Below are 25,663 nucleotides of genomic sequence, written 5' to 3'. Positions count from 1 at the left end.
CCGACGGTCAGTCCGCCGCGGACGTGTCCGGGGCCGTGGCGGCGGGGTCGCGGCCGGGAGGACCCGACGCCCAGGCGACGGCGTCCTCGAGTTCGGTGTACTCGAACCGCGGTACTTCGGCCCGGACGAAGTGGTTCGCGAAGTGGGGCGCGAGTTCGGCGAACCTGCTGTCGGCCGCCAGCGCGATCCGCTTGACCCGCCGGTGGTGATCACGGACGAATCGAACGTGCCGGAGCAGGCCCTTGATGTTCTCCCAGCCCGGGAAGGCGCGCGCGTGCACCACGACGCCGTCGAGTGCGTCATGGGTGTCGAGCCAGTTGTCGACGGTCTGTGCCAGCGCGTCGAAGTCCTGCACGCGCAGCGGCTGATCGACCTCGATCACGACCACCCCGGCCTCGGACCGGAGCTGGTGGGACACGCCCGGACCTTCGGGCAGGGAGGTGAGCCAGCGCAGAGCCTCCTCGCGGTCCGCGCAGCCGTAGACGCGTACCGGGCAGGGCATCAGGAAGCTCGCAAGCCGGGTCGACTCCCGGATCCAGCGGACGTCGCTGACGACCGCGCATCCCTCGAACAGGCGCATGGCGCCGACGCCCACCTTGAGCTCCTCCCAGCCGGCTGCCGGCGTGTACGACCGGAACTCCGGGCCGCATTCCCACAGGAGCCGGATGCGGCGGCCCTCCCTGCGCGCCTCGTCGAGGAGCGGCTCGATCACGGCTTCGTAGTCGTCCTTCGACACCGTGCCGATCGCCTTGACCGCGTCGACCCCCGGGGGCGCGTCCTGGGCTCTTTCAAGCATGGCGTTCCTTCTCTCGGGTCGGCCCCGGCCCTGCCGCTCAGCACCAGTGTGAAGTGCCCGCCCTTCGCGCGCACACCGGCGGACGGCGGTCCACGCAGCCGTCTCCACATGCGGCGGGGAGGGCACCTGGGGATCCTCGAAGGGGGGAACCCGCCCAGCCCGGCATGCGCGCGACGTCCGGACGAGCCACCCGTCCGGACTCGTTCACCGGCATCGCCGGCTCAGCACCAGACGGAGGCCGCCGCCATGCAACCCGTCGTCACCGTGGGCCTCGACGGCTCGCCCGAGAGTCTGACCGCCGCCCGCTGGGGCGCCGACGAGGCCGAGAAGCGGGGGCTCACCCTGCGTCTGCTGCACGCATGGCCACTGCTGGCGCCGGAACCGGCCCGCGTCCCCGCGGAGGCCGACCAGAACTACTGGGCGAACCGTCTCGTCCATACCGCGCAGGCGGAACTCCGGGCACGCCATCCAGGTCTCTCCGTCGTCGGGGACCTGGTCGCCGACGACGCCCAGAACGCGCTTCTGCGCGCCGCCTCGGAGTCGGAGCTGACCGTGCTCGGCTCGCGGGGTCTGGAGCCCGTCCAGAGCTATTTCCTGGGTGATGTCAGCATGCCCGTCGTGGCACGGGCCGAGCGCCCCGTGGTGCTGGTCCGGGCGGAGCCGGGCGAGGCGACGGCGCCCTCGGCGGTCCGGAGCCGGGTGGTCGTGGGCCTGCAGCCGAACGGCCCCAGCGACGACCTGCTCGAATTCGCCTTCCACACCGCCGCTGCCAGGGCTGTGCCGCTGGTGGCCGTCTACGGACGCAGCGTGCCGCTGCACGCCCGTGTGCCCTGGGGCCTGGACCATGCCGTCACCGAGGAGCTGACGCGCGACGCCCGCGAGCGGTTGAGCGGCGTGCTGCGACCGTGGCGGGAGAAGTACCCGCGGGTGGACGTGGTCGACAGCGTCCGTCTCGAAAGCCCCGCCAAGGCCGTCGTGGAGGCCGCCGAAGGCGCGGCGCTGCTGGTGGTGGGCCGCCGCCGGCATCGTCCCGGTCCGGCGCTTCGCCTGGGTCCGGTGGTGCAGGCCGCCATCCATCACGGACGCTGCCCCGTCGCGGTCGTCCCCCACGACTGAGGGGGCCGGCGCGGCGGGGTGAGCCGCGCCCCTGGGCTCGTCGGCCGCCGGATCGGGGCAGCCGCGCCGGATCCGGCGTCACGTGCCGGTAAGGCCCGCCTCTTCCGGTTCCGGCTCGGTGCGGGCGGCGGAATCGCTCAGGCCGAGGCGGAGGTGCTCGACGTGGTGGATGGCCTGGTCGATGAGTTCCGCGACGTGGTTGTCGTAGAGGGAGTACACGATCGAGCGGCCCTTGCGGGTACCGACGACGAGGCCGAGGTTGCGCAACAGGCGCAACTGGTGGGAACAGGCGGACTGTTCCATGCCGACCTCGGCGGCCAGCTCGGTCGCGGGCAGGGGGCCTTCGCGCAGGCGGGAGAGGATGAGCAGCCGCGAGGGGGTCGCCAGCGCCTGGAGGGTGGTGGCCACCTTGGCGGCGCCGGCCGCGTCCAGGCTCCTGCGCGGGACGTGTCCTGTTGGTGGTGCGGCTCCATGACCCATGCGCTCATGGTACGGCACCACGAATGAACACATGAATGAGTCTTCATTTATTCCTGTTACGGTGGTGAGGACGGACTCCGCTCTGCCCACCAACGAAGGACCCGCGTCGATGTCATCCACTCTCACTCGTCCGGCGCCGCCCGGTGCCGCGTACGACGCCGGCGCGCCCCGTCGCCGCACCCGGATCCTCGCCCTGCCCGAGGCCCGCTGGGCGGCTGCCGCGCTGGTGCTGTTCCTGATCGCGCTGCCGCTGTATCTGTCCGGGGCACCGGCCTGGACATGGGGCACGCTGTTCGCGGCCGTCTACGTGACGGGCGGCTGGGAACCGGGCTGGGCCGGGCTTCGGGCGCTGCGGGAGAAGACCCTGGACGTGGACCTGCTGATGGTGGTCGCCGCGCTCGGGGCGGCGGCGATCGGGCAGGTGCTGGACGGCGCGCTGCTCATCGTCATCTTCGCCACCTCGGGAGCGCTGGAGGCGATCGCCACGGCCCGCACCGCCGACTCGGTGCGCGGCCTGCTCGACCTCGCGCCCGCCACGGCCACCCGGATCGCCGACGACGGCGCCGAGGAGACGGTCCCCACCGGGCGGCTCGCGGTGGGCGAGATCATCCTGGTGCGGCCCGGTGAGCGCATCGGCGCCGACGGCCGCGTGCTGGACGGGGCCGGCGAGGTGGATCAGGCCACCATCACCGGTGAGCCGCTGCCGGTGGCGAAGGAAGCGGGGGACGAGGTGTTCGCCGGCACCCTGAACGGCACCGGCGCGCTGCGGGTGAAGGTCGAGCGGGACCCGTCCGACTCGGTGATCGCCCGGATCGTGGCCATGGTCGAGGAAGCCTCGGAGACCAAGGCCCCGACCCAGCTGTTCATCGAGAAGGTCGAACAGCGCTATTCCATCGGCATGGTGGCCGCCACCCTCGCGCTCTTCGTGCTCCCGCTCGCCTTCGGGGCCGCGCTGCAGCCGACGCTGCTGAGGGCCATGACCTTCATGATCGTCGCCTCGCCCTGCGCGGTGGTGCTGGCCACCATGCCGCCGCTGCTGTCCGCCATCGCCAACGCCGGCCGCCACGGCGTGCTGGTCAAGTCGGCCGTGGTCATGGAACGCCTCGGGGAGGTCGATGCGGTGGCGCTCGACAAGACGGGCACCCTGACCGAGGGGACCCCGAGGGTGACCGGCGTCCGTCCCCTGACCGCCTCCGGCCTGACGGAGGACGAGGTGCTGCGGCTCGCCGCGGCGGCCGAACTCCCCAGCGAGCACCCGCTGGCCCGGGCGATCGTGGACGCCGCCCGCACCCGCGGTCTGGGCCTTCCCCCGGCGCAGGACTTCGACTCCGCGCCCGGCACCGGCGTGCGCGCCACCGTCGAAGGCAGGACGGTCGCGGTCGGCAGCCCGGTCCGCCTGTCGGACAACCGCACGGGCCATCCCGGCATGACCGCGGCGGCGGGCCTGGAGGAAGAGGGCCGCACGGCCGTGCTGGTCACCCTCGACGGCGAGCCGGCAGGGGTCCTGGGCATCGCCGACCGGCTGCGTGACGAAGCCGCCTCCACCGTCGCGGCCCTGGGCGGGCTGACGGGCGTCACCCCGGTGCTGGTCACCGGTGACAACCCACGCGCGGCGGCCCGGCTCGCCGCGGAGGTCGGCATCACGGACGTCCGCGCGGGGCTGCTGCCGCAGGACAAGGTGACGGCGGTACGGGAGCTGGAACGGGCGGGGCGGAAGGTGCTGGTGGTCGGTGACGGCGTCAACGACGCCCCCGCGCTGGCCGCCGCCCACATCGGCATCGCCATGGGCCGCGCCGGATCCGACCTCGCCCTGGAGACCGCCGACGCGGTCGTGGTCCGCGACGAGCTGGCGACCATCCCCGCGGTCGTGCGTCTCTCCCGCCGAGCGCGCCGCCTCGTCGTGCAGAACCTGGTCATCGCCGCGGTGTTCATCACCGGCCTGGTGATCTGGGACCTGGCCGGCACCCTGCCCCTGCCGCTGGGTGTCGCGGGCCACGAGGGTTCCACCGTGATCGTCGGCCTCAACGGCCTGCGCCTTCTCGCCGACGGCGCCTGGCGCCGTGCCCGTACCTGGACGGAGCGCTGAACCGCCGCTCCCGGTGACCGGCCGAGCCGCGGCCGCGCCGCGTCTCATGTGCTTGCCGCGGCCGGCGGGCGGTCCCGGCCGGGTTCCGTCGATGTCCGTGTGCCGTACGGCGATGCGGTACCCCGCTGGTGAACGGCTCGGCTTCCGGGCGCGCTCGGCGCCGCGAGGCCACGACTACGTCCAGGACGACATCCCCCCAGGCTGACCGGGCGGCTTCGACAGGGCAAGACGTACTTGCTGGAGCACCTCACCCTGCGTCCGTTCGACTACCGTCGTGCGGCACACTTCTGGGGCGCCGACGACCCCGTCCTCGGCTGATGCGCGAGGACTTCGACGCCTGGGTGTGCAGAACCGCACGACCGTCCCGTCCGGCTCGACGTCCCGCACCGGGGTCGCGCGCTCCTGCCACGGCGCCTCGGCTCCGGCTCACGCTGCCGGGCCTCGGCGCCAGGCGCCGGTCGCCAGGGTCCCCACGACGAGTCGCCGGCCGAGGTGAGCTCGCATGATCGCAGCCCTCTCCTCAGAATGGTGCTGTATCCAACCTGCCGAGGGTGGGCCGCCGCGCACGGCCGTGGGTTCGTATTCGCGAGGTGGCGGCCCCTGGATGGGAGGCACCATGCAGCATCGAACGGTCGAGGAGCTCATGACCCGGGACGTCGTCCGGGCGCGTCCTGGCACACCTTTCAAGGAACTCGTCAGGCTGCTGTCGGAGAACGACGTCACCGCCGTGCCCGTGGTGGACGATCTCGACCGCCCGATGGGTGTGGTGTCCGAGGCCGACCTACTGCGCAAGAGCGCCGATCAGGCCGACCCGTCGGGCCGGGGCCCGGTTCCGACCCCGGAGGCCTGGGAGCGGGCCAAGGCCGAGGGGGCCCGGGCCGAGGAACTGATGTCGGCTCCCGCGGTGTGTGCGCGTCCGGAGTGGAACGCGGTGGAGGCCGCTCGCCTCATGGAGAGCCAGCACGTCAAGCGGTTGCTCGTGGTGGACGAGACGGACCGGCTCCTGGGTGTCGTCAGCCGTGGTGACCTGCTGAGGATCTTCCTGCGCCGTGACGACGCCATCCGCGACGAGATCAGCCAGGACGTGCTGTGGCGCACGATGCGGCTCGCTCCCTCGGAGGTGACGGTCGAGGTCCGCGAGGGGCGGGTCGACCTGGGCGGCTCCGTCGAGTTCCGGAGTCTGATTCCCGTGATCGAGAAGTTGTGCCGCGGCGTCGACGGCGTGGTCTCGGTCACCGATCACATCGCTCACCGGACCGACGACGTCCGCCGTCCCCCCACCGGCACCTGACCAGAACCGGCCGCCGTATCCGCCGTGCGGCCGACAAGCTCCCTCGTACGGGCCACCTTGCGGCTCTCGAGGCCGGCCGGGGTCGACCGCCCCCGGGCTCACCTCGGATCCGTCGACGCCGGCCACCGGGGGAATCGGCACGGCCCTGCGTCCTCTCGTGCCCGGACTCCAACGTCCCCCGACCACGTGATACCGACGATCACCGGGGCGGCGTGTGAGCTCCCGGCCGCGGACGGCTGTGGGGCGATGACGCGCCCAGGGCGTGGGCATGGTCTCTTCCGTCCGCCTGGTTGCGTTCCTGACGCAGGGCGGCCAGGACGACGGAGCCGTCGACGGTCTCGTGGGTGATCAGTTGTTCGGCCAGGCGTTCCAGGGCGGGCCGCTGGTCGCGCAGCAGCGTGATCGCGCGCTGTTCGGCCTGGCGCAGTAGTCGGGCGACTTCCTCGTCGACGAGACGCTGGGTCTGCTCCGAGTACGCCGGCCGGCCTGTCTCGTCGCCGGTCTCACCGAGGAAGTGCGGATGGACGGAGGCGTAGCCGACCGGGCCGAGTTCGGGGGAGAGGCCGAACTCGCGGACCATGCGGGTCGCGATCTGGGTGGCTCCGGCCAGGTCGTTGGCGGCTCCCGTCGATCCCTCGCCGAAGACCACGAGTTCGGCCGCGCGCCCGCCCAGGCGCACCGTCAGGAGGTCGGTCAGGTAACTCTCGCTGTACAAGTGGCGTTCGGCTTCGGGGAGTTGTTCGGTCACGCCGAGGGTGACGCCGGCCGGCAGGATGGTGACCTTCGCCACCGGGTCGGCGTGCTCGCACAGTGCCGCGACCAGGGCGTGGCCCGATTCGTGCACGGCCACCGAGCGCCGTTCCTCGGGCAGCAGTGCGTTGGAGGACTCCCGGCGTCCGAGCAGTACACGGTCGCGGGCGGCGTCCAGGTCCTGCCGTTCGAGCCGGGTGCGGTTGTCCCGGACGGCGTTGATGGCGCCCTCGTTCACCAGATTGGCGAGGTCGGCGCCGGAGAAGCCGGGGGTCGCACGGGCTACGGCATCCAGGTCGATGTCCGGTGCCAGGTTCTTGTCCCGGGTGTGCACGGTGAGGATGGCGGCCCGCTCGGCCTGGTTGGGCAGCGGCACGGTGACCTGACGGTCGAAGCGCCCGGGGCGCAACAGGGCCGGGTCGAGGGAGTCGGGCCGGTTGGTGGCGGCGAGGACGACGATGCCGGTGGACTGGTCGAAGCCGTCCATCTCGGACAGCAGCTGGTTGAGGGTCTGCTCGCGCTCGTCGTTGCCGCCCAGCCGGGCCCCTCCGCCGCGACGTGACCCGAGCGCGTCGATCTCGTCGATGAAGACGATCGACGGGGCGCGTTTGCGGGCCTCGTCGAACAGGTCGCGTACCCGGGAGGCGCCCACCCCGACGAACATCTCCACGAACGCGGAGCCGGTCACCGACAGGAACGGCACGTCCGCCTCGCCCGCGACCGCTCGGGCAAGGAGCGTCTTGCCGGTACCGGGCGGCCCCACCATGATCACGCCACGAGGGCCCTTGGCACCCGCGGCGGTGTAACGGGCGGGATTGCGCAGGAAGTCGACCACCTCGCTGATCTCCTGCTTGACTCCGGCGTACCCGGCGATGTCGTTGAAGCCGGTGGTGGGCCGCTCCGCCTCGATGATCTTCGCGCGTGAGCGTCCGATGGCACTCAGCCCGCCGGTCATCGACCCCGCGGCGCGGCGCCCCACCCACAGGAAGAAGCCGATCAGCAGCAGGAACGGCAGGAACGTGAAGAGCACGGACAACAGCGCCGAACCGCCACTGCCGCTCTGGCCGGCTTTGATCTGGACGTGGTGTGATGTCAGCTGCTGCTGGAGCTGGGCCCCGGTGCCCAGCGCGGTGGGGATCTGGGTGGTGAACTTCGTACCGTCCTTCAGAGAGCCGCTGACCGCCCCCTTGTCGTTGATGTCGACCTTCTGCACCTGGCTTGCGCCGACCTTGCCGACGAAGTCGCTGTAGGACAGCGATGCCGTGTGCGGCCCGGAGCGGGCCCGGGAGAGCAGCAGGACGAAGACGAGCGTCATCAGAATCCACCAGAAGATCCACCGTTTGCCGACCGGCTGCGGTTGCCGCGACGGAGGCGTGGACGGTTCGCGCGGCGGCCCGGGCTTGGCGGGTGGCGTCAGGTGCCGGTGCGGCATCCGTACTCGTGTGATCACCGATCCCACGCCCTTCGGTCACAGAACCTCGTCTACCAGCCTCGCTCCGGCCGTTCCCGGCCGGGAGGGGTCGAACGGCCCTGATGAGGGCCGTCCGGTCGGAGCCCGCCCAGGCCCGCGGCCCAGCCCGCCGGCCAGCGGCCGACTGATCGGTGCGGGTGGGCGCCTCGGACCGAAGGGCTGGCGCAGGGGAGCGGTGAGCCGAGGCGGCGCAGCGCGGCCAGGACGACCGCAGGGTCACTCAGGGAGGTGTGGTTGGCGATGATGATGCTGCCCGCAACCGGCCCGGAAGTCATATCCGTGGTGACGTCCAGGCGGCCGAAGACCGGCACTACGACCTGGGCGAGGCGACTGAGCACAAAAGCACCCCCAGGGTGGCGAGAATCGGTACGACCCTTGCCGCGGCCGCGACCGGCTCGATCCGATGAGCGCCTCGGCCTGCTGTCGCGGGATCCGCGCAGCGCGCGGCAGGGCCTGTCCTCGTGCGAGGCGGCCCGGCGGCTGGACGGTGGGCCTGCGGCAGGCGGCCGCCCGGCCCCGTACCGCTGGGGCCACCACGGCGCCCGCGCATCCCGCCAGGGGCTGTGGCGTTCAGGAGAGAGGGGGCGCAAGGAACTGGCCGTACGGCCTCACGACGGCATCGGATGCGAGACCGGTCTGCCGCTGCGTAGCGCGCCGTCGACATCCTCGCTGGTGGATTGCCGCCGCGTGAACACGTCTTGCCCGACCACGGTGGACTCCCAGGCCTCCACCGTGGCGGAGCGGGTCAGCAGCCAGGTGCTGAGGATGCGTTCCGGGTCCGCGCGGAACTGGCCGCTCCAACTCGTCACGGAGCCCACATTGCCGTGTTCGTTGCGCCAGGCGACCGTCCAGCCGAGGGCGATGGCGTTCCCCGGGCTCTTCGGCCCGTCATGGCGACCGGTGAGGATGTAGGTCCCGGGCGCGTGTCCTACGGCGGTGACGTAGTGTCCGCTGACGGTTCCTTCCGGGTCCACCTCGAGGTGCACGCGTGAACCGAACTCGTTGTACCACTCTCCAGCAATGGACATGTTCTTCTCTCCACTCGCCCGCGCCCGCGGCAGCTCGGCCCGAAACCGCCGTTCACCACCCGCGGTGACGGCCACCGTAATGTCACATACGCGGATGAATGCGGCAGGCGTGCCGAAGGTCGAAAAGCCGGACCGACGAGAGGGGGCACACCGTGCGCTCCGTCCCGGGTGGGTTCAAGCTGGAGGCAGATCTCCATACGGGCACTGACCCCGCTCAAGGCCGGGCCGGTGGTGCCCGGGGTCGGAAACCGTGACACGCCGCCGTGCCGTGATACGCGTGATCACGATGTGCGAAGGCAAGGGAGAGCGATCATGCGGGTGGGAGTGCTGACCGGGGGTGGCGACTGCCCCGGTCTCAATGCGGTGATCCGCAGTGTCGTACGCAAAGGCGCACAGCAGTACGCCTGGAAATTCGTGGGGATCGTCGACGGGTGGTCCGGAGTGGTCAAGGACGTGACCGTGCCCTTGGACGTCCCGGCCGTGCGCGGAATCCTTCCGCTCGGCGGCACGATTCTCGGCTCCTCTCGCACCAACCCCCTCCGGCTCGAGGACGGCATCGACCGCATCAGGAACACTCTCAGCGCGCACGGGATCGATGCCCTGGTCGTCATCGGCGGCGAGGACACCCTCAGCGTCGCGACCGCACTGTCCGACGCGGGGATCAACCTGGTCGGCGTGCCCAAGACCATCGACAACGACGTGGGCGGCACCGATTACACCTTCGGCTTCGACACCGCTGTCAGCATCGCGACCGAGGCCATCGACCGCCTGCACACCACCGCGGAGTCCCACAAGCGCACGCTCGTCGTCGAGGTGATGGGACGCCACTCCGGGTGGATCGCTCTGCATGCCGGCGTCGCCGGGGGCGCGAATGCCATCCTCATCCCGGAAGTGGAGTTCGATGTCGATCAGGTGTGCGCGTGGGTGGAGAAGCGCTTCGAGATCAACTACGCGCCGATCGTCGTCGTGGCGGAGGGAGCGGTTCCCAAGGCCGGACAGATGGTCGTCAAGGACGAGTCGCGCGACGAGTTCGGACATGTGCGCCTGTCCGGGATCGGTGACTGGCTGGCCCGGCAGGTCGAACACCGCACCGAGAAGGAGGCCCGCACGACGGTTCTCGGTCACGTCCAGCGTGGTGGCACACCGAGCGCGTACGACCGATGGCTCGCCACACGCTTCGGACTGCACGCGGTGGACGCGGTCAAGGACGGCGACTTCGGCACGATGACGGCGCTGCGCGGCACGGACATCACACGTGTCCCGCTCGCTGACGCGACCAAGGCGACCAAGCGGGTCCCTCAAGAGCTCTACACGGAGTTCGACGTGTTCTTCGGCACCTGAGGCTGCCCCGTGGTGGCGTCACGCATGCGGAACGATGACCACCGGGCAGCGAGAGTGATGCAGGGCGGCGTGGGCCACGGGGCCCAGCCGCCGCTCAGCCACCCGTGGGCTCGAGCGCCGGCCCAGGACGAGCAGGTCAGCCCGCTGCGAGGTGCGTACCAGGGCGTAGGCCGGGTGCAGGAGTACGACATCAGGCAGCACCGGCACTCCCGGACACCTGGCCTGCCTGCTCCGGAGCACGTCGGACAGCTGTTGCACCTCCTCGTCCTCCCAGGTCGCCCGGTCTTCCTCGGGCACTCCGGCCGCCGTCCACGAAGCATGACCAGACAGCGCCCAGGCGTGCACGGCACGCAACCGAGCGCCGTGCAGCCGGGCGGCGCCGAACGCGAAGGCCAGAGGTGGCTCGGCCGCGTGCCGCACGTCGACGCCGACGGACACCTCGGCATCATGTGCTGCCGCGGCCGGGTTCCCGGTCACGATCGCGACGGCGCAGGAGGCGGTGCTCGCCGCCGCCAGCGCCGTCGAGCCCACGGCGAGTCCGTCGAACCCGCCCTCGCCCCGAGCCCCGACGACAAGGAGCTCGGCCGTCTCGGAAGCCGAGAGCAACCCGGTCGAGGCTTCATCGGCGACCTGTACGCCGCTCATCGCCACGCGGGGATACCGATCGGCGAGGCCGGTCTTCGCGCGCTGGAGCAACTCCTCGCCGGTCCGCTGCCACGAGAGGGCGACCGGCTCATCGGGGTAGGCGCGGACGGGGGCGGGCGCGGCGTGCACCAGACGCAGTGGGAGGTCTCGAAGGGCTGCCTCCCCGGCGGCCCACTCGGCCGCGACGCGACTCTCCCGGGATCCGTCGATCCCGACCACGACAGAGCGGGTCATCCTGTACTCCTTCCCTGCACCGCCTTGTGTGCGGCCGGACAGGCCCTCTTCCGCACACGCGACCGAGGCGTCCGTCTCCTGACGGTCGTCACCTCCTCCTGGCCATTGTGAACGCGGAACCCCGGTGACACCCGTGGAGGCGGTCGTGCCGGACGTTTCACCCTGAATGCCGCTCTTGGGGCGTGAAGAGGCAACCAGGTAAAGGAGTCAACGGCGCTGGGCTCGGCCCGGGGAAGAAGACCCGCGTCCACCGGATCCTTCACAACAGCATCCGGCCGGCGCTGGAGGGAGCGTTCAACGGGATCGCCGTCCGGCGTCGCTGAGCGGACACGGGCGTGCCCGGCCTCAGCGCACTCGGCCCCGCGGCTTCAGAGGCACCGGCGGCAGCTCCGGCGCAGGCAACGGAGCCCCGCCGTATCCCCTCACCTCCCCGAATCCCGACCCGTTCATCCACTCCTCCCGGGCCTGCTCGATGTCGTCCTGTGTGCGCCCGACGAAGTTCCACCACATGATCAGCTCCTCGGCGAACGGTTCGCCGCCCAGCAGCATGATCCCGGCGTCCGACTCGGCGCGCAGGGGGAGTTCGGCGCGGCCGCAGCCGAGGTAGAGCATCGAGCCCGGCAGGACCGGTACGCCGTCCACGTGCACCTCGCCGGACATGGCCAGCACCCCGTACTCGAAGTCGGGGTTCAGGGGCAGGCGTACGTCGGTGCCCCGGGTGAGGGCCAGGTCGGCGCCGACGATCGGGGTGAACGCCGTACCGGGGGAGGACGCTCCGTCGAGGTCGCCGAGGATCACGGTGGCGGTCAGACCGGGGGCGGTGACCTGGGGCAGCTCGGCGTGGTACTCGAACTTCGGTTCCGTGTGGCGGTGTTCGTCGGGGAGCGCGACCCACAGCTGGGCTCCGTGCAGGAAGCGCGCGTGCGATCGGGGGCTCTCCTCGGAGTGGCTGATCGCCCGGCCCGACGTCATCAGGCCCAGCTGCCGGGGGCCGATGGTCTGGAGGCTGCCGGTGGAGTCCCGGTGCAGCACCTCGCCCTCGTGCAGCCAGCTCACCGTCTGCAGACCGATGTGCGGGTGCGGCGGGACCTGCATACCGGGCTCGTCGGCGATGTCGTCGGGGCCGTAGTGGTCGACGAAGGCCCAGGCGCCGATCATGCGCCGGCCCAGGTTCGGCAGCAGTCGGCGCACCTCCGTCGACTCGCCCAGCTTCACACGGCGGGGGCTCAGGAGCTCACGGACGGGCTCGGCGACGACGAATCCGCGGCCGCCGCACACACTCGGTACCGGCGCGCGGTCAAGGTTGCTCATGCGGCACAACCTAGTCGCCTCCGGACCGCGACGCAGACGGACCTGCGCCCCGGCACCCGGCGTGGCTGCCAGGCCCTACGGCGCCGGGCTGCTCGGGGACGGCTGGGCCGGCGACGGGCGGACGGTGGTGGGCACGGGGGTCGGGGCGCCGGTCGCAGGCCGGGGGGAGCGGGCCGGCTCGGCCGGGCGGGGCCGGTCGTCCCGGCCGGTGAGGAACACCAGGGCCACCACCGCGGCCAGCGCGAGCAGGCCCACGGCGATGCGGCGTACCGGCAGCCGGCGGGGGTGCGTCGCGGCGGACGGCGGGCGCGGCGGCCGCAGGCCGGCCGGGCCGACGGACTGCGCGCGTGCGGCCAGGGCGGCCCGCAGCCGCTCCTCGACCGGAGTCGGCGCGGTCCCGGTTCCGGTGACGCAGTCGTTCATCGCAGACCCTCCAGACGTCGGCCGAGGGCGTCCAGGGCCCTGCTGGCCGTGGACTTCACGGTGCCCCGCGACAGGCCCAGCGTCGCCGCGATCTGGGCCTCGGTCAGGTACGACCAGTAGCGCAGGACCAGGACCTCGCGCTGCCGGGCGGTCAGCGTCCGCAGGGCCGCCAGCACCTCCCGGTGGTCCTCGTGCAGCAGGACGTCCTCCTCCGGCGCGGGCGCGTGCTGCTCGGGTTCGGGGGTGTGCGCCCGTACGGTCCTGCGCCTCCGCAGTACCGAGCGGGCGCCGTTGACCACACTCGTCCGCAGATACGCCTCCGGGTCGTCGAGCGAGCCGAGGCGGTGGCCGTGGCGGCGGAACAGGGCGGTGAAGGCGTCCTGTACGACGTCCTCGGCCGTGGGCAGGTCGTCGACCAGCAGCACCGCCAGGCGCACCAGGGAGAGCCGGCGGTGGTGGTACAACTCCTCGATGCCCGGCGGGGTCTCGGCGGTGGCGGGACCTCGTGCGCCGATGCGGGTGCCGCCGGTCGGTGCCGGGGCGGCCGGGCCCCCGGCGCGGACGCGGGCGAGGAGACGGGCGCGCAGGGGTGCGAGCCGAGGTGCCAGGCGGCTCCGCCTGCGCGCCGGGGTGCGGGACGGGCCCCAGGGAAGGGGCGCCGCCGGGGGTGTGGCTGTCGTCATGGATCTCCCGGCCGGTGTGCGGGGAGCCGCTCCGGGCGGCTCCCCGCACACCGGCGCTTGCCTCAGTGGTGCCGCGGAACCGGAGCGGGCGTGGCGAGCCGGCTCGCCGGAACCGGACTCGGCGACGCCGTCCGGTGGCCGTGGTGCGGCGCCGGGACGGGTTCAGGGGTGCCCGGACGCGTGGGGGACGGCACCGGGGACGGGGCGTTCGTGCCCGGCACCGACGGCACGGGGGTCGGCGTGTGCGGGCTGGAGGGCACGGGGGTGGGGGCGACTGTGGGCGGGCGCGACGGCGAGGGGACGGGCTTCGAGGTCGGCGGACGGGTCGGGGACGGTACGGGGGACGGCGTCGCGTGGCCGCCCGCGGGCACCGGTGTGGCGGTGGCGCCGGAATGGGAGGCGGGCCGGGCGTCGCCCTGCACCGCCTGGGCGGTCATGGTGCCGCCCACGGCCAGGGCCGCGCCGACGGCGGAGACCCCCAGAACGGTGCGCAGCCTGCGCGTACGGCCGGGGCGGGGGAGCTTGTGTGCGGACATGGGTTCCTTCGGTCGCTCGGGGTCGGACGTGGTCGAAGTGGAGGCCTCCACCCGGACAGACGTCCGACCCTGGACGAGGTTGCACCCGGCGACCGGCCAATTTTCCGCACACCGGCCCGCCCGGACGTGCCCGTCTCCGCCACCTCCTGCCGGCGTCCGGGCGGACCTGGTGGCACCTCGGGTGGCAGAGCGGCCCGCGGGGGAGCGGGACCCTCGATTGACGGCCCCGGGAGGGCGGGCCGACGATGGAGGCGAGGGGTGCGGTCGCCGTCATTGTGCTGCCGGTGCCGTCCGTGGCCGCCGGGGACGGCGGCCCGCCCCGGCCGTGGTGAGCGGCCGGAAGGGAGGACACCGTCATGCTGGAAGTGAAGACGGTCGACAAACCCGATGAGCGGCGTGACTTCCCCCGTGGCCACCTCGAAGCCCTCCACCTGACCGGGCTCGACTTCGCGGTGGGCACCTTCGAACCGGGCTGGCGATGGTCGGAGTCCGTGGGACCGATCGCGGGCACCGCGAGCTGCATGGTCCACCACAACGGCTATGTGGTCCAGGGACGGATGCACCTGCGGATGGACGACGGCGGCGAGAGCGAGGTCGGCCCCGGTGACGTCTTCGTCTGCCCGCCCGGCCACGATGCCTGGGTGGTGGGCGACGAGCAGGTCGTGGTGTTCGACTTCGCCGGGTCGATGGCGAACGAGTACGCCAGGAGTTGAGACCGGTACGCCAAGGGCGGACGGGCCGCGGGGCGCACCCGGCGCCCCGCGGCGGCGCCCCGCCTCACACCGGCAGCAACCGGGCGATCAGCCCGCCGAGCTGCCGGGCCGTGCGGCACTCGTGCATCTCGACGAGTTCGGCGTAGGCGGGCGCCGCCGAGTCGCCGGTGCCCCACTGGGCCCGCGGCTCGGGGTTCAGCCAGTGCACGCGCCGGGCGCGACGGGCGAGTTCACGGACGGCGGGCAGGTTCGGATCGCTCATGTTCGTACGGGCGTCCCCGAGTACGAACACCGTCGTCCGGGGCCCGACCGCCGCGCCGTACCGCTCGGTGAACTCCCCCAGGGCCACGCCGTAGTCGCTGCTGCCGTGCCAGCCGGTGAGCGTGGCCTCCGCGTTGATACGGGCGCCGAGCCCGTCCGGGTCGGCCCGGCCGTGGGCCAGCAGCCCGGTCACCTCGTCGAGCCGGTTGACGAAGGCGAACACGCGGACCTTGCTGAACTGGTCGTGCAGGGCCTGCACCAGCAGCATCGTGAAATCCGAGAACCCCGACACCGAGCCCGACACATCGCACAGCAGCACCAGTTCGGGCCGGACCGGACGGCGCCTGCGCAGCACCGGCCGCATCGGCACCCCGCCCGTGGACAGCGAGGAGCGCAGCGTGCGGCGCAGATCGATCGTGCCGCGGGCGGCCCGGCGGCGGCGCGCGGCCAGCCGGGTCGCCAGCTTCCGCGCCAGCGGCCACACCACCCTGCGCAGCTCGGCGAGCTGGTCGCGGCGGGCGTACAGGAAGTCCACCCGGTCGGCGGTCGGGGCCACGGCCCGCCGGGCGATCTCGTCCCGTCCGCGCCGCTCGGCGACCCGGCGCCGGGCCTCCGCCCCGACCAGCCGCCGGAACACCTCGATGCGGCGCCTGATCTCGTCGTCCAGCAGCCGGTCCGCGAACCCCGTGCCGCCGTCCCGGCCCCGCACGTCGGCCCGCACCCGGGCCAGCAGGGTCTGCGGCCTGAGCCGGTCGAGCGTCTGGTGCGCCGACCAGCCGTCCGATCCCGGTGAACCCCCGTAGCCGCCGTACCCACCGAAGCCGTCGACGGCCTCCGCGGCCAGCCGGGCCAGCAGCGCCCGGTCGTCGGCCGCCAGCGCCCGCGCGAGGCGGTCGCGCAGCTCCTCCCGGTCCGCCGGCGCCTGCTCCGGGCCGCCCACGCCGCGCGGGAAGTACAGGTCGAAGACCGGGTCGAACACGGCCCGCTGGGCCGGACCGTGCAGCAGCGTCGCGGCCAGCCCCTCCCGCAGCAGCTCCCGGTCGGTGAAGCCGAGGGCCTCGACGGCGAGGGCCGCGTCGACCGTCTCCCCGGTGCCGATCCGCACACCGTGCTCGCGCAGCGCGCCGACCAGCCCGGTGATCCGGCCCTCGACACCGGTCACAGCGCGTCCAGGTCCAGCTTGGCCGCCGCCTTCAGTACGTCGTCCTGGTGCTTGAGGAGCACGCCCAGGGTGTCCCGTACGACCGTCTCGTCCAGCGTGTCCGCGCCCAGGGCCAGCAGGGTGCGCGCCCAGTCGACGGTCTCCGCGACGGACGGCGCCTTGCGCAGGTCCATCGCGCGCAGCGCCCCGACCACCCGCACCACCGACTCGGTCAGCGCCGCGTCCAGCCCCGGCACCTTCAACGTCACGATCCGCCGCTCCAGCTCCTCCTCCGGGAACCCGATGTGCAGGAACAGACAGCGGCGGCGCAGCGCCTCGGACAGCTCGCGGCCCGCGTTGGAGGTGAGGACGACGAAGGGGCGGCGGGTCGCGGTGACCGTGCCCAGTTCGGGGACCGTCACCTGGAAGTCGCTGAGCACCTCCAGCAGCAGGCCCTCCATCTCGACGTCGGCCTTGTCGATCTCGTCGATCAGCAGGACGGTCGGCTCCTCGCCGCGGATCGCGGTGAGCAGCGGGCGGGGGAGCAGGAACTCCTCGCTGAAGATGTCGGTGCGGGCCTCGTCCCAGCTCTCGTCGCGGCCCGCGCTGATGCGCAGCAGCTGCTTGGCGTGGTTCCACTCGTACAGGGCCCGGGACTCGTCGACGCCCTCGTAGCACTGCAGCCGGACCAGCCGGGCGTCGGCGACCTGGGCGACGGCCTTGGCCAGTTCGGTCTTGCCGACCCCGGCGGGCCCCTCCACCAGCAGCGGCTTGCCGAGCCGGGCGGCGAGGAAGACGGTCGTGGCGACGGCGGGCGAGGCGAGGTACCCGGTCTCGGCGAGGCGGGCGGAGACGTCGTCGACGGACGTGAACAACGGGGCCTCCGGTGGGTCGAGGAACGGCGTCCGGGCCACTATCTAAGCGCTTGTTCAGCGCTCCTGTCACGTGGTTCCGCTTCCCGCCCGCCCGCGGACACCGATCGGCTGGACCGGCAGAAAGGTGGCCTGCGCACCACGGAGATCGCGCGGTCCGCGGGCGACGTCGGCCGGCGATCACCCGTAGAGCGAGCGGGCTCCCGGGCTGTTGCCCGTGAAGCGCTGGCCCATGGCGATCTCATCGCCCACTACCGACCAGACGGTCTCGTCGTCCTGGAAGGGGAGCGGGTCGGTGGTGCTCGTCTCCGCACGGATGCGCTCGACCTCGGCGTCCAGGCGCTCGAAGTCGGCCTCCTCGTCGTCCTCGTCACCGCTGAAGGTGAACTCTTCGAGCAGGCGCTGGAACCGAAGGGAGACCTGGACGAGGGAGGAGACGTCCGTGTGGAGTTCCTGCACGATCTCCTCGTCAGGGTCGAAGGCGTGCACCTTGCCGGACACGGGGTCGAGGGCGAGGTGCGCGTTGAGCAGCCAGCCGATGACGGGCCAGTCACCCGCGCCCTCCGCGGCGTCCTCGAAGTCCTCGATGTGGACGACGTCCTGGACGAGGGGCAGCAGGCCGTCGTCCTCGTCGGGCTGACGCAGCAGGAGCGTCCCGGTGGGGACGCCGACGGCCTGCAGAAGGCGGCCGCCCTCGGTGTCCGCGGCGGCGGGCGGGAAGGCGGTGGCCGGCACGGTCGCGATCCGGTCCTCGCCGAAGATGTCGACGAGCTCGCTGCGTGTGACGTCGAAAAGCACTTCCAAAACTCCGAACTCGGCGGCGACGGGCGTCGTGGGATTCTTGGCCGCCCCGCCCGCCTAGGGAAGGAACCTGCGGTCCGAGGGCGAGAGGTTCATCACCGTATCAGTGCGTCCGCCGGCGACACCGTGCTGGTCCCACTGGTCTTCCAGCCACTGGACGTAGGCGCGGTGCTCCCGGTCCTTCTTGTACTTGCTGAGCTCTGTGCCGTCCGGCCCCTTTTCGGACTGGTCGTATTTCGAGCTGTGGGTGACCTCGAGATGGTCGGGGAATTCCCTAGCAAGATATCTGTCGCACTTGGGATTCTTCTGGCAGGGCTCTCGTTCCGTGTAGAGATCGCTGACGTTGCCCTCGTGACCCTGCTTTATCAGCGGGTGTCCGATGGAGCGTTCGGAGTGTGCCTTACCGCTGGCGCCGACCAGGATGAACCGGTTCCCCTTGCCGTCGTCGTACAGCGCCGAGGCGTAGTTGCCGCCGGGAATATAGGAGTCGGGGCGTTCGGCGCGGTTGGCGTAGCGGCCGAGCTGGGTGGCGCGGGCCAGCTCGGTGGAGCCGGGCGCGACCTTCTTGGAGTCGACCGTCTCGCCCTTGCTGGGCTTGTCCTTGCGCTGCTTCTCGTTTTTGTGGTTCCACGGGTACCAGGCCTTGTCACCGAGTACGTCGTTCACTCCGGAGGAGTCGTTGTGATGGACGGGACTGGTGGTCCCGTCGTGGTGCAACTGGCGGACCGATCCGTCGTCGCTGAGAAGGTACATGGGTGTGTCGCCGTCACGCTTGACCTTCTTGACGTCGACCTTGTCGGCCTCGTCGCCGACATCGTGGTCCTTGCGCTTCTGGTGCCGGGAGGCAGCCTTCACCCGCTCCGGGATGGTGTCGGTGACGTGGTCGGTCACCTTCTTGGCGGCCTTCTCCATGCCTTCGATGGCATCCTCGAGGATGCCATCGAAGGCCTTGGTGAAAACGTCCTTGCCCTTGGTCCTGCCGAAGGAGTGCTTGGACTTGCCGAGGTGGATCCCGGACTGGCTGCCCATGTCGCCGCCTTGGCGGGAGACCTTGCCGGCGCCGTCCTCGAACTCGACGTGGTCGATGACCGTCTTCTTGCCCCCGCTGCCGGAGCCGTCGCTGTCGCCCGCGGAGGCCAGTTGCATGCCGCCCGGTGCGTCACCGGGGTTGAAGGCTCCCTCGGCGAGGTCGAGGACCATGTCCGAGATGAGTGCCTGGAGTTTGCCGGTGACGGGCTCGGTGACCTTCGCGATGAGCGCGTCGACGATCTGATCGACCGCCTCGTCGATGAGCCGCTTCACGATGGTGCGCATCAGCGCGATCTCACCGGCGGCGGCCGCGGCGGAGATACCCAAGGTCACGGGTGCGGCGGCGAGTTCGGCGACGATGGTGCCGGCGAGTACACCGAGTTCGACGCCCGCCTTGACCTTCATGCCGCGAATGATCTGGCCGACACCGTCACAGGCGTCCGCGAACAGCCGTGCCACCTCGGGAATCTTCTCCAGGTGACGGGTCTTCACATGCGACCAGTGCTTCTGCATGGACTCCACGGCCCAGCCCTCGGAGGAGGCGAGGATGCGGCTCACGGCTTTGTGCGCCTCACCGCCGTGGCCCTCGAACTGCTCGGCGAAGTCCCGCATGGACGTCGCCATCTCGAAGTAGTCGTCCTCGTCGACATTGGGCCAGTTGACCCCGATGAGGTCGAGTGCCTCGTCGATGATGCTCGGCAGTACCAGACCCATGGCCGCGTGCTCCGTCCCCCGTCGACTACTGGCTCTCCCGCCCCCAGCCAACGGGGCAGGTTGTCAGGTACACAAGGGTAAACCGACCGCGTCACGGTTATGTGACAAGACTTCCATCTGACGATGACAGCAGCGGAGTTGACCGGGCTCGCACGGGCCATGGAATGCAACGAAATGCAACTGGCGGGCGCATGGCCGGTGGCTGTCCGGCACGTACACCGGTGGCGGGCGCGCCACGTGGGTGTCCGCCGTTCACCGCGTGGCAGCCGTCACCGTCCCCGCAGCCGCACGAGCGCCTCGTCCGTCCCCACCACCAGGTCCCCTTCCGCCGTGAAGGCAAGGGCGTTGGCCTGGCTGCCGGGGTGGAAGGTGCGCAGTCGGTCGTCGTCCAGGACTCGGTGTTCGACGAGGCCGTCGGCCCACGCGATCGCGAGGACGAGCCCGGCGTCGGCCGTCGCCACCGCCACCGCGTTGACGGCGCAGTCGCGGGCGGCCACCGGCTCGGGCATGGGGTCGGTGTGGGGGGCCCATGCGCGTACGGTGCCGTCGGCGCCGCCCGTGTACAGCAGGATGACGGTGTCACCCGCCGCGGAGACGGGCAGGGCGGTCCCGGCGACCGCGGTGACGCGCCCCTGGTGCAGAGTGGAGGTACGCGGCTCGGCGCCGACGGTCACCACGTGCACCGTTCCGGCGGCGTCACCCAGGACAACACTGTCCTTGGCACCGGTCAGCGCGGTGACCGTCTCCTGCTGACGCCGTGTGTACTCCTGTACGGCCTCGCGGAGTTGTCCCTGCACGGAGAGGCCGTCGTCAAGCAGGGCGGCAAGGCCCTTGGGCCTTGAGGACTCGGCGGCGCGCTGGGTGTGCAGCAGGCCGTGCTCGTCGAGGACGCTGACGGTGCCGTCGCCGTGCTCGGCAGTGGCGCGGACGCCGGGCGCGGAGTGCGGGAGGCGTCCGGTGGAGCGTGCGCTCTCCGCGTCGAGGACGCGCACGGTGCCCTGGTGGTCGGCGACGACGAGCTGCCCGGTCAGGGGGCCGGTGCCGGCGGTCAGGGAGCGGACCGGGCCGGGCCACGGCGGGGTGACGTCGCCGCGCACCCGGTGCCAGACGACGGTCCAGGAGGCGTCCCTGGCAATGGAGTCGAGGACGGCGGGCAGCCGCGGATCAGCGGCGTCACCGAGGGCGGCGAGGAGGACCAGGGCGCGTTCGGCGGCCGGCTGCTCGCGGGTCAGGGAGGCGCCGGCCCGCAGCCAGGCGGCGCGCAGTCCGCCATGGCTCTCCTCGGAGCGTTCGTACGCGGTGGTCACGCTCCAGGGGTCGGCGGCGCAGACCGAGGCGGGATCGTCCAGGTCGAACGGTTCCTCCGGCTCCGGGTCCTGCCCCGCCGGCCCGGCGGGGTGGGCCGCGTCCCAGGACTCGCGGCGGGCCTCGTCGGTCCACCGGGGCTCGTCCAGGTCCATGCGGGCGCAGGGTCCGGCGGTGAGCGCCTGCGCCCATTCCGTACCGGAGCGGACCTCGACAAGTACCCGGACGTGCTCCAACGAAGCGAGAGACAGGGCGAGTTCGACGAGGGAGCCGGGCTGCTCGGCGGAGTGCAGTTCGGGCAGCGCGATGACGGTGCGGCGCCGGTCGGCGGCAAGCGCGGCCAGCAGGTCGCCCGGGGAGCGGGCGGCGATCGACAACTGTTCGCCGAGCATCCAGGCGGCCGTGGTCGCGCTCTGGCCGGGCAGCGGTACGAAGCCGTGGACGCGGCGTTCGCTGACGGTGCCGGGCCGGGTGCCATGGCCGATCAACCAGGCCAGGAGCCGCGACTTGCCGCTGCCCTCGGTGCCGGTGACCACGGCGAGGCCGGGGGCGCGGGGGTCGCCGAGCCAGGACAGCAGGGCGGCCGCGGCGGGCTCCCGCCCGGAAGCGGGCCGGGACCAGCGCGGGGCGGGATCGGCGGTCATGAACCCACCTCCGTTCCCGCGGCGTCCGGGCGGCGAGTCACTGCCGGGCCTGCCGCGCGGCGTGGGTGATGAGTTCCTTGAGGCCCTCCTCACGGGACTCCGCGGTGTTGCCGTAGTCGAAGCTGTGCGTGAACTCGGCATGCGGGAGGACGGCCTGGAGCCAGGCGGCGCAGTAGTGGCCCGGCATCATGCACGGTTCGAGTTCGCAGTAGACGCGGTGGACCTGCTCGGGCTCCACACCGGCGGAGGAGAGCCGCTGCCACAGCTGTTCCTCGGGGTGCGGGCGGCCAGGACCGGCCTGGGCGGTGACGATCTGCTTCGCGCCGTCCTTGCCGACGTACTCGAAGGCGGACGAGAAGGGGAAGTTGAGGGTGTGGCGGACGTCATCGAGCACCCGCGACCACCAGTTCTCCCGGTCGGCGACGGCCTCCGGGTCGATCTGCCGGATCTCCCGGACCAGCGCGGCGAACGCCTCGGCGGCGGACTGGAGTCCGTCGGAGGCGGCGATCACCGGGAGGGCGTGGTCCAGGGCGGCGGCGCAGTGCGTGAAGGCGGCGACGTCCGAGTTGACGAACAGGGCGGCTTCGCCGCGACCGAGGAAGAGGGCCTGTACGGAGCCGTCGGTGCGGACACACAGGTTCGCCAGCCGGTCGGTGCCGATGCGCACCCACTCCGCCCAGTCGCCCTGCAGGGCCACGCCACGGTGGCCGGTGTACATCCCGAGGGTGGGCCCGTCGTTGTCGTCCGCGGCGATGAAGTACGGGCCGACGTGCAGCGGCACACCGACCTGCGCGAGGTGGGTGCGGGCCGAGGCCGGCACGGTCCCGTACGAGGCGGGCACGCTGATGCGGCGCAGCCCCTGGGGGCCGAACTGTGCGACGGCGGGGTCCGAGGGGAGCTCGGGCATCACAGACCTCTCACGGTGGCGGGCATACCGGCTCCACCCTATGCGCAGTCCGGGATTCTCAGGGCGGGGACCTCGATGCCGACTCCCCACGCCCGTTCGCTCGCGGGACGGGATCCCCAGCGCGCCGGCGCCCTCCTCGGAGCGGATCACGACGGCGCGCCAGGCGCGCCGGTCACTCCCCGCTCATCAGCACCACTTCCAGGGTGCGCGGCCCGTGCACCCCCTCCACCCGGTCGAGTTCGATGTCACTGGTGGCGGAGGGGCCGGAGATCCAGGTCAGCGGGCGGGCGGGGTCCAGGCGCCCGAGGGCCTGCGGGACGGAGGCCACCACCTGGTCCGGGACGCGCACCACACAGATGTGGTGATCGGGGATCAGGGTGATGCGGCGCCGGCCCTGGTCGGGGGAGCCGTCCAGGACGAGGGTGCCGGTCTCGGCGATCGCGACCGCGCAGCCGGTGACCACGCTGTCCACCCGGTCGAGCTCACGCGCCGTGCTCACGGCACGGTCGTGGATCCGGGTGGGATCGGCTGCCGCCAGCCACCCGGGCGGCAGCCCCGGCGGCACGAGCACCCGCTCGGAGCCGCGTGCGGCGAGCAGCCGCATGAGCAGATCCGGCAGGCCCTCGGGGTCCGTGCGGTGCACGACCGCCCGGTAGTCCGCCAGGTTCTCGGCCAGCAGTTCCACGGTCTGCCCGGCCGTACGCTCACCGTGCTCGCGCAGATAGTCCCGCGTCACCGCCTCCTCGTACGGCCGCTCGTCCGCGGGCAGGTCCGCGAGCGCCCGCCGCACCCGGCCCAGGATCCGTTCCCTGCTGCTCACTTCGCCGTGTCCTTCCCGCCGTTCGTACGCTGCCACCAGTCCCGGAACGGCTCCGCCGGCACGGCCGGAAGGTCCCGGGTCCCGCTCCACGCCCGGCCCGGACCCGGCAGCGTGCGCGGATGCAGCCGGCGGGTGCGGGAGGCGAGCCGCTGCCCGGCGCGCAGCGCGCCCGGATGGGCGAACGCCCAGCGCGCGGCCCGCATCGCCGCCCGCTCGGCGGCATGACCCCGGGCCGGTTTCAGCACCACCTTGTTGCCCGCCCGGACCGCCTGGCCGCCCTGCGCGACCCGCTCCCGCAGATGCACCAGCACCTCCGGGATGTCGATGGCGACCGGGCACACCTCGTAGCAGGCCCCGCACAGCGAGGACGCGTACGGCAGGGAGGCGTCGATCTCGCTGCCGGTGCCGCGCAGTTGGGGGCTGAGGATGGCACCGATCGGCCCCGGGTACACCGAGCCGTAGGCGTGGCCGCCCGCCCGCTCGTACACCGGGCACACGTTCAGGCAGGCCGAGCATCGGATGCAGCGCAGCGCCTGCCGGCCGACCTCGTCGGCGAGGGTGTCGGTGCGGCCGTTGTCGAGCAGGACCAGATGGAACGCGTCCGGGCCGTCCTCGCCGGTGGTGCCGGTCCACATCGACGTGTACGGGTTCATCCGCTCGGCCGTCGAGGAGCGGGGCAGCGTCTGCAGGAAGACCTCCAGGTCCCGCCAGGTCGGCACGATCTTCTCGATGCCGACGACCGAGATCAGCGTCCGGGGCAGGGTCAGGCACATCCGGCCGTTGCCCTCGGACTCCACGACCACCAGCGTGCCGGTCTCGGCGACCATGAAGTTGGCACCGGAGACGCCGACCCTGGCCCGCAGGAACTTCTCCCGCAGGTGCAGCCGGGCGGCCTCGGCGAGTTCGGCGGGGGTGTCGCTCAGGCCCTCGGGAGCCGGGCGGCCCCACTCGGCCATCTCGGCGCGGAAGATGTCCCGGATCTCGCCCCGGTTGCGGTGGATGGCCGGGACCAGGATGTGCGAGGGCCGGTCCTTGCCCAACTGCACGATCAGCTCGGCGAGATCGGTCTCGTAGGCGCGGATGCCCTCGGCCTCGAGGGCCTCGTTGAGCCCGATCTCCTGCGTGGCCATCGACTTGACCTTGACGACCTCCGACTCGCCGGTGGCCCTGACCAGTTCGGTGACGATCCGGTTGGCCTCACCGGCGTCGGCGGCCCAGTGGACCGTCCCGCCCGCCGCCGTCACCGCCTCCTCCAACTGGACCAGGTACCGGTCGAGATGGCGCAGCGTGTGGTCCTTGATCCGCTTGCCCGCCTCCCGCAGCGCCGCCCAGTCGGACACCTCGGCGACCGCCCTGGCCCGCTTGGCCCGGATGGTGTGGGTGGCGTGGCGCAGATTGCCGCGCAGGGTGGGGTTGTCCACGGCCTCGCGCGCGGCCTCGGGGAAGGCCGGCATGCCCAGATACATTTCGCTCATGCGGCCGGCTCCTCCTCCGTGCTCGCCAGGATCTCCGCGATGTGCACCGGCCGCATGTCCGTCCGCAGCCGGCTCATCGTGCCGCCGATGTGCATCAGACACGAGTTGTCGGCCGCGCACAGCACCTCCGCGCCCGTCGACTCGGCGCGTCGTACCTTGTCCGCGCCCATCGCCGCCGACACCTCGGCGTTCTTCACCGCGAACGTGCCGCCGAACCCGCAGCACTCCTCGGCCCCCGGCAACTCCACCAGTTCCAGGCCCTTCACGGCGTTCAGCAGCCGCCGGGGCCGGTCACCGAGACCCAGGGCGCGCAGTCCGTGACAGGTGGGGTGGTACGTCACCCGGTGCGGGTAGTGGGCGCCGACGTCCGTCACCCCCAGCACGTCCACCAGGAACTCCGTCAGCTCGTACGTCTTGGGCGCCACCGGCGCGAGCACGGTGGCCAGCTTCTCGCCCCGCCCCTCGGCCCGCGCCCGCTCGCCCATGCGCGGATACAGCTCTCTGACCATCGCCCCGCAGGACCCGGACGGGGTCACGATCGCCTCGTACTCACCGAAGACCTCGGCGAAGTGCCGGGCCAGCGGTTCCGCCTCATGCCGGTAGCCGGTGTTGTAGTGCGCCTGCCCGCAACAGGTCTGGGCCATCGGGAAGTCGACCTCGACCCCCAGTCTGGTCAGCAGTCTCACCACCGCCCGGCCGGTGTCCGGATAGAGCGTGTCGTTGACACAGGTCAGGAACAGGGCGACACGCATCGCGGCTCCTCGGCGTCGGTCGTCGGAACGTTTGCAGG

At 72.2% G+C, this 25,663-nt stretch carries 23 protein-coding genes; 5 read left to right on the top strand and 18 right to left on the bottom strand.

Annotated elements, in window-relative coordinates:
• Window positions 1–7: 7 nt before the first annotated feature.
• Entirely contained in the window at window positions 8–796 is a 789-nt protein-coding gene (locus ACFVVO_RS30970) for an STAS/SEC14 domain-containing protein (protein ID WP_390059326.1), read from the bottom strand.
• Between the two features lie 246 nt (window positions 797–1,042).
• Between ACFVVO_RS30970 and ACFVVO_RS30965 the strand changes: the two genes are divergently transcribed.
• The gene (locus tag ACFVVO_RS30965; protein WP_390059325.1) at window positions 1,043–1,912 is read left to right on the top strand and encodes a universal stress protein; all 870 of its coding nucleotides are present in this window, start codon (window positions 1,043–1,045) and stop codon (window positions 1,910–1,912) included.
• A 78-nt stretch (window positions 1,913–1,990) separates the two neighbouring features.
• Here ACFVVO_RS30965 and ACFVVO_RS30960 read toward each other — a convergent pair whose 3' ends face one another.
• Complete coding sequence (locus tag ACFVVO_RS30960) at window positions 1,991–2,392, bottom strand: ArsR/SmtB family transcription factor (protein ID WP_390059323.1); 402 nt, start codon at window positions 2,390–2,392, stop codon at window positions 1,991–1,993.
• Window positions 2,393–2,501: 109 nt separating this feature from the next.
• Between ACFVVO_RS30960 and ACFVVO_RS30955 the strand changes: the two genes are divergently transcribed.
• Both ACFVVO_RS30955 and ACFVVO_RS30950 read left to right on the top strand, forming a co-directional pair.
• Window positions 2,502–4,478, top strand: a complete 1,977-nt coding sequence (locus ACFVVO_RS30955; RefSeq protein ID WP_390059322.1) for a heavy metal translocating P-type ATPase — start codon at window positions 2,502–2,504, stop codon at window positions 4,476–4,478.
• Window positions 4,479–5,094: 616 nt separating this feature from the next.
• A complete protein-coding gene (locus tag ACFVVO_RS30950; protein ID WP_390059320.1) occupies window positions 5,095–5,769 on the top strand; it encodes a CBS domain-containing protein in 675 nt (224 codons plus the stop codon).
• Between the two features lie 199 nt (window positions 5,770–5,968).
• Here ACFVVO_RS30950 and ftsH read toward each other — a convergent pair whose 3' ends face one another.
• On the bottom strand, window positions 5,969–7,951 hold the full coding sequence (ftsH, locus tag ACFVVO_RS30945) for an ATP-dependent zinc metalloprotease FtsH (RefSeq protein WP_390059363.1): 1,983 nt from the start codon (window positions 7,949–7,951) through the stop codon (window positions 5,969–5,971).
• Window positions 7,952–8,598: 647 nt separating this feature from the next.
• Window positions 8,599–9,018, bottom strand: coding sequence for an avidin/streptavidin family protein (locus ACFVVO_RS30940; protein WP_390059318.1), 420 nt, complete (start codon window positions 9,016–9,018; stop codon window positions 8,599–8,601).
• Window positions 9,019–9,330: 312 nt separating this feature from the next.
• On the opposite strand from ACFVVO_RS30940, the gene ACFVVO_RS30935 reads away from it, so the two are divergent.
• Entirely contained in the window at window positions 9,331–10,359 is a 1,029-nt protein-coding gene (locus tag ACFVVO_RS30935) for a 6-phosphofructokinase (protein WP_390059317.1), read from the top strand.
• 18 nt (window positions 10,360–10,377) lie between these two features.
• Here ACFVVO_RS30935 and ACFVVO_RS30930 read toward each other — a convergent pair whose 3' ends face one another.
• The 5 genes from ACFVVO_RS30930 to ACFVVO_RS30910 all read right to left on the bottom strand — a co-directional run bounded on the left by ACFVVO_RS30930 (window position 10,378) and on the right by ACFVVO_RS30910 (window position 14,191).
• The gene (locus ACFVVO_RS30930; protein WP_390059315.1) at window positions 10,378–11,238 is read right to left on the bottom strand and encodes a universal stress protein; all 861 of its coding nucleotides are present in this window, start codon (window positions 11,236–11,238) and stop codon (window positions 10,378–10,380) included.
• 345 nt (window positions 11,239–11,583) lie between these two features.
• The gene (locus ACFVVO_RS30925; RefSeq protein ID WP_390059313.1) at window positions 11,584–12,549 is read right to left on the bottom strand and encodes a pirin family protein; all 966 of its coding nucleotides are present in this window, start codon (window positions 12,547–12,549) and stop codon (window positions 11,584–11,586) included.
• Window positions 12,550–12,624: 75 nt separating this feature from the next.
• Window positions 12,625–12,972, bottom strand: a complete 348-nt coding sequence (locus ACFVVO_RS30920) for a hypothetical protein (RefSeq protein ID WP_390059311.1) — start codon at window positions 12,970–12,972, stop codon at window positions 12,625–12,627.
• Window positions 12,969–13,655: an RNA polymerase sigma factor gene (locus tag ACFVVO_RS30915; RefSeq protein ID WP_390059310.1), complete on the bottom strand. Its 687-nt coding sequence runs from the start codon at window positions 13,653–13,655 to the stop codon at window positions 12,969–12,971. Before ACFVVO_RS30915 ends, ACFVVO_RS30920 begins: the two co-directional genes overlap by 4 nt.
• Before the next feature lie 62 nt (window positions 13,656–13,717).
• Window positions 13,718–14,191, bottom strand: a complete 474-nt coding sequence (locus ACFVVO_RS30910; RefSeq protein ID WP_390059308.1) for a hypothetical protein — start codon at window positions 14,189–14,191, stop codon at window positions 13,718–13,720.
• Window positions 14,192–14,547: 356 nt separating this feature from the next.
• Here ACFVVO_RS30910 and ACFVVO_RS30905 point away from each other — a divergent pair, with 356 nt between their 5' ends.
• On the top strand, window positions 14,548–14,904 hold the full coding sequence (locus ACFVVO_RS30905) for a cupin domain-containing protein (RefSeq protein WP_390059307.1): 357 nt from the start codon (window positions 14,548–14,550) through the stop codon (window positions 14,902–14,904).
• A gap of 64 nt (window positions 14,905–14,968) precedes the next feature.
• Here ACFVVO_RS30905 and ACFVVO_RS30900 read toward each other — a convergent pair whose 3' ends face one another.
• From ACFVVO_RS30900 to ACFVVO_RS30860, 9 genes are all read right to left on the bottom strand, one after another.
• Window positions 14,969–16,327, bottom strand: a complete 1,359-nt coding sequence (locus ACFVVO_RS30900; protein ID WP_390059305.1) for a VWA domain-containing protein — start codon at window positions 16,325–16,327, stop codon at window positions 14,969–14,971.
• On the bottom strand, window positions 16,324–17,181 hold the full coding sequence (locus ACFVVO_RS30895; protein WP_390059303.1) for an AAA family ATPase: 858 nt from the start codon (window positions 17,179–17,181) through the stop codon (window positions 16,324–16,326). The genes ACFVVO_RS30900 and ACFVVO_RS30895 overlap by 4 nt, the downstream gene beginning before the upstream one ends.
• Before the next feature lie 177 nt (window positions 17,182–17,358).
• Window positions 17,359–17,976, bottom strand: a complete 618-nt coding sequence (locus tag ACFVVO_RS30890) for an SUKH-4 family immunity protein (protein WP_390059301.1) — start codon at window positions 17,974–17,976, stop codon at window positions 17,359–17,361.
• 60 nt (window positions 17,977–18,036) lie between these two features.
• Window positions 18,037–19,722, bottom strand: a complete 1,686-nt coding sequence (locus ACFVVO_RS30885) for a nucleic acid/nucleotide deaminase domain-containing protein (RefSeq protein ID WP_390059299.1) — start codon at window positions 19,720–19,722, stop codon at window positions 18,037–18,039.
• Between the two features lie 269 nt (window positions 19,723–19,991).
• Window positions 19,992–21,671: a hypothetical protein gene (locus tag ACFVVO_RS30880; protein ID WP_390059297.1), complete on the bottom strand. Its 1,680-nt coding sequence runs from the start codon at window positions 21,669–21,671 to the stop codon at window positions 19,992–19,994.
• Between the two features lie 37 nt (window positions 21,672–21,708).
• A complete protein-coding gene (locus ACFVVO_RS30875; protein ID WP_390059295.1) occupies window positions 21,709–22,578 on the bottom strand; it encodes a nucleic acid/nucleotide deaminase domain-containing protein in 870 nt (289 codons plus the stop codon).
• 172 nt (window positions 22,579–22,750) lie between these two features.
• Entirely contained in the window at window positions 22,751–23,398 is a 648-nt protein-coding gene (locus ACFVVO_RS30870) for a lactate utilization protein C (RefSeq protein ID WP_390059293.1), read from the bottom strand.
• On the bottom strand, window positions 23,395–24,873 hold the full coding sequence (locus ACFVVO_RS30865; RefSeq protein WP_390059291.1) for a lactate utilization protein B: 1,479 nt from the start codon (window positions 24,871–24,873) through the stop codon (window positions 23,395–23,397). Before ACFVVO_RS30865 ends, ACFVVO_RS30870 begins: the two co-directional genes overlap by 4 nt.
• Window positions 24,870–25,625: a (Fe-S)-binding protein gene (locus ACFVVO_RS30860; RefSeq protein ID WP_390059289.1), complete on the bottom strand. Its 756-nt coding sequence runs from the start codon at window positions 25,623–25,625 to the stop codon at window positions 24,870–24,872. The genes ACFVVO_RS30865 and ACFVVO_RS30860 overlap by 4 nt, the downstream gene beginning before the upstream one ends.
• Window positions 25,626–25,663 lie beyond the last annotated feature (38 nt).

This window comes from Streptomyces sp. NPDC058145 (assembly GCF_042884245.1).
Classification (GTDB): domain Bacteria; phylum Actinomycetota; class Actinomycetes; order Streptomycetales; family Streptomycetaceae; genus Streptomyces.
The sequence above is the reverse complement of the archived record's forward strand: the minus strand, read 5'-3'. Positions and strand labels throughout refer to the sequence as shown.